Source organism: Daejeonella sp., assembly GCF_037719425.1.
In the GTDB taxonomy this organism is placed as follows: Bacteria; Bacteroidota; Bacteroidia; order Sphingobacteriales; family Sphingobacteriaceae; genus Daejeonella.
Genome location: NZ_JBBJNI010000053.1, coordinates 8,815 through 21,706, shown reverse-complemented (window position 1 = coordinate 21,706; position 12,892 = coordinate 8,815). Strand labels below are relative to the sequence as shown.

Below are 12,892 nucleotides of genomic sequence, written 5' to 3'. Positions count from 1 at the left end.
TAAAGACCTTAACGGAGATAAAGTTATTGATGAATTTGACCAGGGTGTGATCGGTAAACCCAATCTGCCCACCACAACTGCAGGCCTGAACCTGGGCCTGGGATACAAGGGTTTTGATATTGCTGTCCTCTTCCAGGGATCTTTTGATTACAACTTCAGGATCATAGCCGAAGGAATAGAGCCTTTTGTGTCGAATCTGCAGCCCATACACTTGCAGAGATGGACCCCCGAAACCGCTGGTACGGCAAAGTTTCATCGCCTGACCACTTCTGCATCGAGCATTAACTCATCCCGGTCTTTCGCTTCAGATTTCTGGATGATCGAAGCCTCGTTTGTCCGTTTAAAATCAGTAGACCTGGGTTATAAATTGCCCGAAAAATGGCTCAAACCTGTGAAGATGAGTAGTGTGCGGGTATATGCCAGCGGATATAATTTACTCACACTCAATAACTATGATAAATACCAGCAGGATGCGGAAGTAGCCTCCGGAAGCCTGGGCGGTGCATACCCGAACAGCCGGATATTCAATTTTGGTATACAGGCAGGCTTTTAGGCGAATATGGGATAAAGAAATCTTATGTGAATTAATTAAAATATATGAAAACCTTATTTTTCTCTTTCCTGTTGGCCATGGCCATGGTATCGTCCTGCAAAAAGGGAACAGACTTTCTTGAAAAAACCCAAACCAGCGATCTGAACGAAGCCAGTGTATTTGCAGATAGTGCCCGAACCATGGATGCTTTGGTAGGTATTTACACAGACATAGGCAATTTTGCTGCACATGACCGTTACAGTGGCGCCGGCCTGACCGCAGCTTCGGATGAAGCGGAGGCCAGCTTAATTAGCGCCGCACAAGAATTTATCAAATGGGCGACAAGCGGTATCAGTGCTATTAACACAAGGGATGATGTTTGGAGCCCATGCTATGCCAATATTCGCAGAGTAAATATATTTCTTAAAAATGTGCCCAATTCCCCCTTGTCGGCGGGCCTGAAATCTCGTGTAATTGGGGAGGCCCGTTTTTTGCGGGCCTGGTATTATTTCCAATTAGTAAAGCATTTAGGAGGCGTGGTACTGATAGGAGAAAATATTTATGGTACTCAAGATGGAATTCCTGGAAAAAGAAATACGTATGAAGAATGCGTTAACTATATTACTGCAGAATGTGATGCTGCAGCCGCTCTGCTTCCCTTAGAGCAGGTATCGCAGGATTACGGACGCATTACCAAAGGTGCCTGCCTGGCATTAAAGGCCAGGATGCTGCTTTATGCCGCAAGCCCCCTCTTCAACGGCGGGGGAATTGCTACGGATGCCGGGCTGAAGGCCATAACCGGGTATCCCTCTGCCAGCAACGACCGATGGCTGAAGGCGGCACAGGCAGCCGATGCTGTGATCCAGATGGGCATTTACCAGTTAAATGAGGATAATGCCACAGCCCCCGGGTATGGTTTTTACAAGGTGTTCACACTTCGCAAAAACTCAGAATATATTCTGGCACGCATGGCGGCAATAAACAAAACTCTTGAGACTTTTTACGACCCCTCATCCCGCGGAGGCAGCGCCAATGCATTTCCGTATCAGGAGCTGGTAGATGACTTTGAAATGAAAAACGGCAAACCTATCTCCGACCCAACGTCAGGTTATAATCCGGCCAATCCCTATCTCAACCGGGATCCGCGTTTGGCATACACCGTTTTATTTAACGGAGGTATACGCCTTGACCGGAACACCAGTAAACCAGCTGTAGTATATACGAATACAGGCTCGCCCGACGGCGGCTCAAAAACAGGCTATTATGTGTTCAAAATGCTGGATGATGCTTCGATAAATGTAGGCAGTTTTCCAAGTACCCAACGCTGCTTTCCGCTTATGCGTTATGCAGAAATTTTATTGAATAAGGCAGAAGCGCTGAATGAGTTCCAGGGCCCAACGCCGGAGGTATATAACACAGTAGAACTGGTTAGAAAGCGGGCCGGTTTGTTGCCTTTCCAGCTGCCGGCAGGACTCAGCCAGGAAAAGATGCGCCAGCGGATACGCAACGAACGCCGCGTGGAGCTGGCTTATGAAGAGCACAGGTTTTGGGATGTACGCCGCTGGAAGATCGCTGAGCAGACAGATAACAGGATGTTAAAAGGCATGAAAGTGACCAGGTTGCAGAACGGCACATTTACTTATGAGATTGTACCCGTTAGGCAGCATACATTCAGGCCTGCTATGTACCTGTTTCCCATTCCGCAGACCGAGATCTCTAAATCTGCTGATGGGTCGCTGCAACAGAATCCTGGCTGGTAAACTATTGCTAACTGACTTTACAATAAAATATAATGCTCCCCTTGCCGCCCAACAACGTAAAACGAAAATCTTATAATCACCACTTTCAATGGATATCGCCAACGATCGCTGTCCTCTTAGGGTTTAACTTTCTGAGTCCGAATCCTATTGGAGAAATTATCAAATCCGTTTTAAATTAATCTTTATATAATGAAAGTATTTTTTGCAGCATTGTTTTTTGCTATTATTAGCTTACAGTCTTCTGCCCAGAAATTAGTCATGCCGGGTGATTATCCTGATCCTTCAGTTGTAAAAATTGGGAATAGGTATTGGGCCAGCGCTACTTCTTCAAACTGGTTTCCTGCTTATCCACTGCTGGTTTCTAAAGATTTAATTAAGTGGGAAGCAAAAGGATATGTTTTCAACCAATTACCTGCATGGGCCGATTACTACTTTTGGGCGCCTGAAATATCTTATGAAAAAGGCAAGGTTTATATCTATTATACGGCACATAAACGAGGGGGTAACTTGTGTGTAGGTATAGCCAGCGCTGATAAGCCGGAAGGGCCTTACACTGACCATGGACCTTTAATTTGCCAGGAAGCTGGTTCTATTGATGCTTTTCCTATGCGGGATAAAAACGGTAAACTTTTTATGATATGGAAGGAAGATGGCAATAGTGTAAAAAAACCTACTCCAATTTGGGCGCAGGAAATGAACGAGGGGCGTACCGCGCTAACCGGTGAAAAAAAAGAGCTTTTCAGAGGAACAGAGCCATGGGAAGGTGAATTAATAGAAGGTGTATCGATGATTCGTAACGGGGAATATTTTTATGCTTTTTACGCCGCAGCAGCATGTTGCGGCCGGAAATGTAATTATGGAACAGGTATCGCAAGGGCTAAAGACTTACTGGGGCCATGGGAAAAGTATAGTAAAAACCCGGTAATTACCCATGACGATGAGTGGAAATGCCCCGGACACGGTACACCGATTGAAAAAAATGGAAAGTATTACTTCTTATATCATGCTTATGAAAATAAAAGCAATGTGTATGCAGGGCGGCAAGGCCTATTGAGTGAGTTTAAATTTACTTCTGATGGCTGGATAGAATTTGAAAAAGATCAGCTTGCGCCAGAAAAAACTTCTGGAATTACGATCAAAGATGATTTTAACGGAGCTGCACTTAATGATAACTGGCAATGGAGCATTTTTCAAAATGTTAGCAGCAGTATCCAGAACAATATCCTCGAACTTAATGCGAATCCAGTAAAATCAGGTGCATATCTCGGACAAAAAACCTTTAACGCAAACTATAAAGCCGGGATTTCGGTGCTGCAAAAATCTGCAGCAGAAGCAGGTTTGGCAGCAATTGGCGATGACAGAAACCTGATCCGGCTATCTGTATTTAAAAATAAGATCAGAATAGTACAGCTTAAAGATGATAAGGAAACGATTATAAAGGAGAGAGAAATTCCGTTGTCTGAAATTATTCATCTTTCTATGAAAGTAAGTAATGGGAAGGACATCACCTTTTCTTACAGCACAGATGGAAATACCTACCAGGTTTTACAGGAAAAAGAAATTGACGGTTCCTTTCTCCCCCCCTGGGATCGTGCTGTTCGTATTGGGCCAATATCAAACGGATCTGCCAACCAAAAAGCTTATTTTAAAAACTTCTCCCTGGTCGGTGCGCCTGATTGAGTCAATAAATAATGTCATAACTGACTCCTCGAATCTTGTGCCATCACGTAAACTGTCGCGATTAATAAGCTATACGAACAGTATGTGACTTATCCCACACAGTAAAAAGCAGCATCGATCCATTATATGGTATGATCTTTGCAATTTATGCTGTAGTTATGAAGAACAAGGTGATGAAAAAGAGAAAAATATTAATTGTAGACGACGATCTGGATATATTAGAAGTGATAGGGCTGATCATGGAATCCGAAGGATATGAGGTGGAATTAATGTCAAGCGGTCAGCAAATATTTGAACATATTTCGGAATTCAATCCGGACCTCATCATATTAGATGTGATGTTGGGGAATATGGATGGACGAGAGATTTGTAACAATATCAAGAATACGGACGACACGCTTCATATACCAATCATTATGATTTCGGCTAGCCACAATTTGGCAGAGTTTATAAAGAAAAACTGCAAGCCGGACGATTTCCTGGAGAAACCGTTTGACATCGTGAATCTAATTAATAAAGTAGAGCTAAAGCTGTCCGCGTAATACTGTTAAACGGATTTCTGAATAGAAATTATTTTAGCTCCTTTATTTTAATACTTCTGTACGAAACAGCATCACCGTGATCTTGGAATAAAATCCTACCCTCTGGTGCCATTCCAAAGTCCGGCCACACCTTATATTTACTTCCTGCGACCAATTTCAGGTACTCAGGAGAACCGCGCTGGTATTCAACAACCATAAATCCGTTTAACCAGTGCTCAATCCTATTGTTTGGATATACCCGGATAATGCCCTGGTTCCACACACCTATCTTTCTTACTAAAGAAGTCGGCAGTTTCAGGGGCTTTATAAGATCATAGAGTCCGCTGGCTGTACGGTTTCCTTCAATTCCCAGCTTTGCGTCCGGATGCCGTTCATCATCAAGCACCTGATACTCCAGCCCGATAGCTGAACCAGTACTTTTTTCTTTCTCTGTTACGAAGTATTTTACACCGCTGTTAGCACCTTCAGTTAGCTTGAAATCAAACTTCAATTCGAATGCACTGAACTGTTTTTCCGTAACGATATCGCCGCCATGTACAGCTTCTCCTCCACCCGATTTTAAAACGCTGAGGTTACCATCACTGATCTGCCAACCTTTCTCCGGGAATTTATCACGGCCGGCTCCGCGCCACCCATTTGTAGTTTTCCCATCCCAAAGCAAAGCATACCCGTTGTTCTTCTCCTGGGCTGAGAGATTATTAGGCACCATATTTACAACGTATATTTTATCGGTTGGCGACCGCTTTAAATTGGTGGTTTTGATCCGAATATTCCTCCAGCGTATCTGGTGTCCCGGCTCTTCCGTCTTGGGAATACCGTGAACCTGTAATGCGATGAAACCACTTGCATTTTCTGCGTCTATAACATGAGCAGTTGGAATACCGTTAACCCAGGTCCTTATCGTATTGCCAATGCTTTCTATCCTATATTTGTTCCATTGATTATTTTTGAAAGCCTTTTTCCCTTCTGGATTAAGTTCCATCGGGTATAACCAGCCCCTTCTTGCTTCATCATAAACCCCGCCGCTCCAGGCGCGAGAAGATGGATCAATTTCAATCTGGTATCCATGCACCCGCCCGTTCATATAATCAGGTTTACTCAGGCTTCTGATCTGTATCCCGGAATTCATTTCCGGATGTACGGACAGCTCAAGTTCCATAATAAAATCTCCATACTCTTTTTCAGTAGCCAAAAAAGAATTTGGCTCATTAGAAACTGTGGTACCAACTATCTCTTTATTCTTAACTTCATACTTCGCTTTTCCGTTAAGCTGCTTAAAACCGCTAAGATCCTTGCCATTGAATAGCTTCGTCCACCCTCCGTCCTTTTGTGCTGACGCTGTTAAGGATGTTAAAATAATTGCGAACAATAAGAATGATCCTGACTTCATATTAGCTATAAATTTATTAAAAGTACTAATTCCTGCTTTACCTGAGATCGATATATTTTCCAATATCTTGCAATATATTTATTTCAGGAACATTATGCTTTAGACCAGTTGCCTGTAGTAGCATTGTTGCAATTGGTTTCTAAAATCAAGGTTTTAATCACCTTTTAATGATAGTTTTATGTCTTAAAATAACATTATGATGCTTCATCGTTTTGTAAAATTTCCCAGCATCCCCAAAGTGAAGGATTATTGAATTAGAACATTTGATGTAACAACAGCCTGGTTTTCTCCGTATTGTAACATTAGGTATATTGAATTATCTCAATATAAAGATGTAAAAAGATTATTTTTGTGTGGGGAGATTATGAAAAGGCTTGCTGTAACCATTCTGATTTTAATTCAATTCTTTTCTGCAAACGCGCAGAAAGTTGGATTGGTGTTCAGTGGCGGCGGCGCAAAAGGCCTTGCTCATATTGGCGTTCTTAAAGCTCTTGAGGAGAATGATATCCCTATCGACTATATCGTCGGGACTTCAATGGGCGGTGTAGTTGGCGGAATGTATGCTTCGGGCTACTCACCTGTCGAAATAGAAAAAATAGCGCTCAGCGCTGATTTCCAGGACTGGGTCAGCGGTAGTTTTAAAAACAACTACCGGTATTTCTTTAATAAAAAGCCTGAAAACCCATCTTTCTTAAGTGCCAAATTACAAGTAGATACCGGCTTTAATTTTAAGTTTAGATCCAATCTTATCAATGATGTCCCCTTAAACTTCGCGCTGCTGGAGCTATTCGGCCAGGCCACAGTGAACGCCGGAGATGATTTCAATAACCTTTTGGTACCCTTCAGGTGTATCGTAGCAGATGTGCTGTCACAGGAGATGATTCCGGTTTCAAAAGGCAACCTGATTGAAGCCATACGTGGAACGTTCGCAGTCCCGCTCGTTTACCGGCCTGTGAAAGTGAATGATAAGTACGTTTTCGATGGGGGCTTGTATAATAACTTCCCAGTAGATGTACTGAAGAAAGATTTTCAGCCTGATTACATCATAGGCTCAAATGTTTCTTCCAAGATCTTTAATGACTACCCTAAGGAGAACGATGAAAAATTAATGAATCGCTTTCTGGTTTATATGTTTCTTTCCAAATCCGATTCGACGGCTATTGGTAAGAACGGATCTTACATTCAACCCAACCTGGTCGGATTCAGCATTACTAATTTTTCTCCGGTTGCCGAACTCATAAAAAGAGGTTACGACGCAACCATTGCTGACATGGATAAAATTAAAAGATCTATCAGCCGGCGAATAAGTCCCGACGAGCTTTTGCAAAAAAGAACAGAATTCAAAAATCGCAAGTCGGAGCTTGTATTTGATGAAATCGTCGCTACCGGCGTGAATTCCAGGCAGCAAAAATATGTAGAAACCGTTATAACCAGCTCCATAATACAAAACCCAACTATTGAACAGCTTAAACCCGGCTATTATAAGTTGGTTGCCGACGATAATTTTGAAACGGTATATCCAAGGATCAAGCGTGAAACTAAAGCAGATGGTTACAATTTTGAGCTCCAGGTCCAGCGTCAGAAGAACTTTAAACTAGATTTTGGTGGGGCTATTTCTACACGGCCTATCAGTAATGCTTACGTTGGCTTGCAGTATAACTACCTGCGCATAAACTCCTACACCTTTTCAGCTAATTTCTACTCGGGTGGCTTTTACGAGTCTGCACAGGGAATGACCCGTATGGATATTCCCGGAAGATTACCCATTTACCTCGAAGCTGAATTTACATACAACCATTGGAACTACTTTAACAAAAGCCAGATATTCATTGAAAATGTAGACCCTATCTTCATTGAACAATCAGATAGGAGATCTGCATTGAAATTAGGAATGCCCCTGAGTAATAATGGGAAGCTTGAGCTTCAAACAGGATTTATCAGCTTCGAGGATAAATATAGTCCTAACAAGAGATTCCAGTTTGGCGATATTCTCGATCAAGGCAGCTATCACGGGTTTATGGCTTCCCTGAATTTCAGTAAAAATTTGCTTAATCGCAGGATGTATGCAAGTTCCGGCTCCTCGTTCCAGGTGGGGATAAATCTGTACAACGGGACAGAAGATTATAGTCCTGGTAATATACTCCGGGATGAAGTGAATTTTAGCCCCGTTGGCGCCCGCCGCGAAAGCCGTAACTGGTTCAAAGCAAAACTAAGCAGGGAACAATACGCAATTAACAATAACAGATATTCCTTCGGATACCTGACAGAATTTGTTATCAGCGACAAGCCTGCTTTCAGCACTTTTAAAGCAACCCTTCTGAGCGCCCCGGCCTTTTATCCTTTGCAGGATTCTAAATCGCTATATCTCGAAAAATTCCGGGCGAATACCTACGGAGCCCTTGGCATCAAGAATGTTTTTAAAATGACTAAAAATCTGGATGTCAGAGCTGAATTCTATATCTTTCAACCGTTGGAAGAATTTGAACTTAACAAGCTGCAGTCGGTAGGCTACGGAAAGCTGTTTGCGAAAAGTTATTTAGCTGCAACGGGTGGTTTAGTTTTTCATACATTGGCAGGCCCGTTAAGCTTAAGCTTAAACCATTACGACGATGATGAAAAAAGATTCGGAATTATGTTCCATGCGGGTTTTTTAATTTATAATAAACGATCATTTGAATGAAAAATATAAGACTTTACGTATTTTTTTTCTTCGTATTCATTACCGCCAGCGGAGTTTACGCACAGACTGACACTGCAACTGTTCAGTTTGTTGCAGTGAATAATTTTGTAGTTAAAGAAAATCTGCTGAAGAATAACAAGATCGCGATTATCGCGGCTGACGAAAATGAGAAGCCAATTGAAAACCTGAATGGAACTTTTCAATTTAGCATTAATGGCTTTCAGCAGGAATTGAAATTTAATGATGGGGTTGCAGTAGCCCCTCAGCCTATCGATAAATCGACTTTTTTATACCTGCGCCATGAGAATGAAACGGGAACACATGGGAAGCTGTATTATATCTACAAAAAGGACGATAATCTAAGTCCCTACAAAGTGAACTGGCTGGTGTTAATTCTGATACCGCTTGGAATCATAGTTTTAGCCACCCTATTCCGGAAGTTCATTATCATTGGCGGAATTATCCTGGTTGCCTTTTTGATCTTCAATTCCAAAAATGGACTAGGCATCCCAACGTTTTTTGATACCGTATTTGATGGATTGAAAGGATTGTTCTAGATTGGTTGTTAGTTGTTGGTTGTTAGTTGCCAGTACAACGTTTTTGCTATAGCCGCTTTGTGGACAATGTCAACTCTCCACTTTCAACTTTCAACTCGTTAAAATGGCATCCCTATCCCAAAATTATACTGCACAAACCTGTACACATCCGGAGCGTTGGTAATTTCATATCGCTCTTTAAATTCTTTCTTTTTGCTTAACAGATACTTAATGACATATTGGTCAGACCCTTTAAACTGAGGATCCTTGACTTTAACTCCAAGGTCAAATCTGAAAACAAAGTAATTCAGATCAAACCGCAAGCCAGCTCCGGTTCCCAAAGCCATCTGACCTAGAAATTTATTAAACTTGAACTCTCCTCCAGGATTTTCAATCATGCTGGCTTGAGAGGGTTTCCTCCATACGTTTCCAAAATCGACGAAAGTCGCCCCCTTGACCTTTGCGTTAAGTATGTTATCTGCGATCTTAAACCGGTACTCTAAGTTTCCTTCCAGCTTATATTCCCCAAGCTGATCCAGATTCCTTAAGTTCCGCCTTAGCGTGTTTGCCTTTTCATCAGTACCAAGCGAAGCCCTGTTGTAATTCCCCGGCCCTAATGTCCTGGCCTGCCAGGCTCTAACTCCGCTTGAACCTCCAGCAAAGAAGTTCTTTTCAAAAGTCAATTGCTCACTATTTCCATAAGGTATTCCAATGCCCGGATTTAACCGAAATATAAATTGTTTTTCTCCGCCAAGTGATCTATAAAACCTGATATCGGCCTCGGTCTTAACGTACTGCTGATACGGGAGACCAAATATTGTCTTTGCCCCTGTCGAGTCTTCCTTAAAGTTAAAAACATTGCCAAATAGCCCGAGGGTATTTCCCGCCGCATCAATGGCCCCTCTTAAATAGATAAAGTTCGTATAGGTATTAAGCCTCACCGTATTGAGCGTATATGCGTATTGGCTTCCCAGGTTAAAGAAAGCCCGATTATTCGTTCTTACATATAGTTCATAACCCCTTGCCCTAAGCGTGTCCCTGAAAACAGGATCAAGCCTGCCCTTTCTGAATTCAATATTTATCGGGGTCAGGGAGTGCAATTTGTACTTTGTCTCTACCCAGTCATAGGTAATGGAATTAATAAATACCCTGCTTGTAAATGCCTTCTTTTGATCAAATAACTGAAGACTAGTAGATATTGTCGTATGGGGTATACCATTCTTGCCCAACATTGGAATAGGAAAAGGTACCAGAAGCCTTGGCAAAACCAGGTTGACGCCAAGCTGAAGGTCCCGGCTAAAAATCTTGTCAATTAGATTTCCGCTCGCATTAGCATCAAAAAGCACCCCATATTTGGCCTTTATTTCAAGGAGCTCGGCACCACCAAAGAGGTTTCGGTTCGTATAGGTATCACCGATATTAAATCCATTTCGGCCCGAATTAAAAGTATATTCCCCTTCCACCCGATTGCTCATCCGCTTTAAGGGTACAATGTCGTAACGTGGCTGAAGACGGTTAGTACTGTCGCTGGTCTTGGCATAATCGATTTTGATGGTTCGAAAAACATTCAGATCGTACAGACGATCATAGGTTAGATCTTCTTTGTTGATATTATAAATATCGTCCTTCTTTATGTAGATATAACGGGTTATTGGCTCTGGCTTAAACTTACCGGAATGATCGGTAAAGCGAAATTGTGTATCGACAGTCAAAGTATCCACCAGGAGGCTGTCCGTTAAACCACTGCTATTACGAATCCCGATAAAGCTATTATCTATAGTATATACCGGATGAGCGTCTTTATCTGTCGGATTCGCGAGATACAGAATTACTTTTGCCTGGCTGTTGTTTAAATTACTGTCTACGTCAAACCTTACAAACTGTCTGACATAATCATAGTAGCCATTCTTCTTCATTAGTCTGAATATCTGCTCCCTTTCGTATGCCAGGGAATCAGAGTCGAACCGTTGCCCTTCCCTCATCTTGGTAAAACTGCTACGGTTTGCCTGATAAAGAGCTGACACCGCTGAATCGGGAATTTCATAAGTTATAGTGCTGACCTTGAATTCAGGGCCCTGTTCTGCGGTAAAAGTGATCGTGGCTTTTTTATCCTCTACTAGGATATCACTTTTAACCTTGGCTTTGAAATAACCTTTTGTAGCTAAAAACTTCTCGATCTGTAGCCTGGAGATTTCTACTAATGAGCTGTCAAGCAAATGTGGGGCTTCACCAATAGCGCGCACCCGATCGGTACGATATTTACCCTTCTTTGTATTTAACAAATTGTATAAGGCCAGATTAAGCCGGGAGTTAGGCCGAATATCATTCTGAACAAATGTGAGGGCTTTGGCTTCGAACTCCTCGCTGACACTATCCAGCTTCACACTTTTAACAAGCGCCTGGTCATCCGGTATAAACCTTGTAGCGTTACAGGCAGATAGAATTATGATCAAAAGCAGTATACTTGCAAGTGAGGAACTACGGCAGATAGAATATGATTTCAAAGTCTCAAATAAGTTTTATAAAATCGTTACAGCAAAAAAAACTCCGGAAGGAACACGGCCTTTTTACAGCTGAAGGCTTAAAGTCCATTTCAGAATTTATTAATTCAGAATATGTAATAGACACCATCTTTTACACTGAAAATGTAATGCCAAAGTTGGGTAAATTATCACACAATATAAAGCAGGTAGAAATTAGCACCTCCGAACTGTCCAAAATAAGTGCTTTAACTACTCCACAGCAACTGCTGGCCCTGATTAAAATTCCAGAAACTAGAGTGTTAACACCGCAAATGCTGAAAGGTTCATTTACACTTGCACTTGATGGAATACAGGACCCGGGAAACTTGGGGACCATCATCCGGACGGCGGACTGGTTTGGCTTTAATCGATTGATATGCTCCGAAGATACGGTCGATGTTTACAACGCTAAAGTTGTTCAGGCAACAATGGGTTCTCTTTCACGAGTTCAGGTGGAGTACACAGATCTTCAAAAGCTTCTACAAGATTGCCCCCTTCCGGTATTCGGCGCTTTACTGCATGGAAAGTCCATTTATCAAACCAATTTTGATGTCGAAGGTATTGTGATCCTTGGCAATGAAGGAAACGGAATCCGGCCTGAGATAATTACCTACATTAGCCATCCGGTAACAATCCCAAGGTTTGGAAAGGCCGAATCGCTCAATGTAGCTATTTGCGCATCTATATTTTGCTCTGAAATGCGAAGAAATTCGTAAAATTTGTTGGGGAGCAATAATAAATTGCTATTTTTGCAGTCCTTTACAAAAGGTCGGGTGGCCGAGTGGCTAGGCAGAGGTCTGCAAAACCTTTTACACCGGTTCGAATCCGGTCCTGACCTCAACAAAAAAATTAAAATTTAAAACCATGGGTGTTACACGTTTAAAGAGAAAAGACAGAAAAAATAAGACCACTTCGCGTTTAGAGGTTCAATTTTTGAAATTAGGCCGGAACATTGAAACCGGAAGCCGTTCAGCAGAATCTCCTAAAAGTCAGATCAGCAAGAACAATGCTGTATTAGCTGCTATCGAATCAGCTGCTAAAAAGTAATTTTGAGGAGTAACAAGTTTTATTTATTTGAAAGATCCTGGTCAATAAAATGGTCGGGATTTTTTTTGCCCTAAATTATTTTAGCACATTCGACGTTCTCCCAAGACAATTAAAAATTCAATGCCGGGTGTTTATCATTAAATGCGGTAGCGATCTGATAAGGGCACTTATGGGGTCCCTGCTTTAGCAGGGATGACATGCAT

At 42.0% G+C, this 12,892-nt stretch carries 9 protein-coding genes, 1 tRNA gene and 1 pseudogene; 9 read left to right on the top strand and 2 right to left on the bottom strand.

The annotated features are described in order from the left end of the window. From WKF69_RS08985 to WKF69_RS08970, 4 genes and pseudogenes are all read left to right on the top strand, one after another. A pseudogene (locus tag WKF69_RS08985) lies at positions 1-553 on the top strand (TonB-dependent receptor); the annotation flags it as partial. Between the two features lie 44 nt (positions 554-597). Then, positions 598-2,292 carry a RagB/SusD family nutrient uptake outer membrane protein gene (locus WKF69_RS08980; RefSeq protein WP_340381264.1) on the top strand — a complete coding sequence of 565 codons (1,695 nt, stop codon included), beginning with the start codon at positions 598-600 and terminating at the stop codon, positions 2,290-2,292. Between the two features lie 189 nt (positions 2,293-2,481). After that, complete coding sequence (locus WKF69_RS08975; protein WP_340381263.1) at positions 2,482-3,972, top strand: family 43 glycosylhydrolase; 1,491 nt, start codon at positions 2,482-2,484, stop codon at positions 3,970-3,972. A 131-nt stretch (positions 3,973-4,103) separates the two neighbouring features. Further along, positions 4,104-4,514: a response regulator gene (locus tag WKF69_RS08970; RefSeq protein ID WP_340381262.1), complete on the top strand. Its 411-nt coding sequence runs from the start codon at positions 4,104-4,106 to the stop codon at positions 4,512-4,514. Positions 4,515-4,542: 28 nt separating this feature from the next. Here WKF69_RS08970 and WKF69_RS08965 read toward each other — a convergent pair whose 3' ends face one another. Continuing rightward, positions 4,543-5,967 (bottom strand): DUF1080 domain-containing protein, encoded by a 1,425-nt coding sequence (locus WKF69_RS08965; protein WP_340381261.1) that lies wholly within the window; start codon positions 5,965-5,967, stop codon positions 4,543-4,545. Positions 5,968-6,268: 301 nt separating this feature from the next. On the opposite strand from WKF69_RS08965, the gene WKF69_RS08960 reads away from it, so the two are divergent. Together WKF69_RS08960 and WKF69_RS08955 are read left to right on the top strand one after the other, a co-directional pair. Then, a complete protein-coding gene (locus WKF69_RS08960; RefSeq protein ID WP_340381260.1) occupies positions 6,269-8,584 on the top strand; it encodes a patatin-like phospholipase family protein in 2,316 nt (771 codons plus the stop codon). Next, on the top strand, positions 8,581-9,141 hold the full coding sequence (locus WKF69_RS08955) for a hypothetical protein (RefSeq protein ID WP_340381259.1): 561 nt from the start codon (positions 8,581-8,583) through the stop codon (positions 9,139-9,141). Before WKF69_RS08960 ends, WKF69_RS08955 begins: the two co-directional genes overlap by 4 nt. A gap of 98 nt (positions 9,142-9,239) precedes the next feature. Here WKF69_RS08955 and WKF69_RS08950 read toward each other — a convergent pair whose 3' ends face one another. Then, positions 9,240-11,624 (bottom strand): BamA/TamA family outer membrane protein, encoded by a 2,385-nt coding sequence (locus tag WKF69_RS08950; protein WP_340381258.1) that lies wholly within the window; start codon positions 11,622-11,624, stop codon positions 9,240-9,242. Between WKF69_RS08950 and WKF69_RS08945 the strand changes: the two genes are divergently transcribed. The 3 genes from WKF69_RS08945 to WKF69_RS08935 all read left to right on the top strand — a co-directional run bounded on the left by WKF69_RS08945 (position 11,615) and on the right by WKF69_RS08935 (position 12,689). After that, positions 11,615-12,358 carry an RNA methyltransferase gene (locus WKF69_RS08945; protein ID WP_340381257.1) on the top strand — a complete coding sequence of 248 codons (744 nt, stop codon included), beginning with the start codon at positions 11,615-11,617 and terminating at the stop codon, positions 12,356-12,358. The genes WKF69_RS08950 and WKF69_RS08945 overlap by 10 nt on opposite strands. A 51-nt stretch (positions 12,359-12,409) precedes the next feature. Then, a tRNA-Cys gene (locus WKF69_RS08940) sits at positions 12,410-12,480 on the top strand. Between the two features lie 26 nt (positions 12,481-12,506). Continuing rightward, on the top strand, positions 12,507-12,689 hold the full coding sequence (locus WKF69_RS08935; RefSeq protein WP_340381256.1) for a spore protein: 183 nt from the start codon (positions 12,507-12,509) through the stop codon (positions 12,687-12,689). Positions 12,690-12,892: the final 203 nt, after the last annotated feature.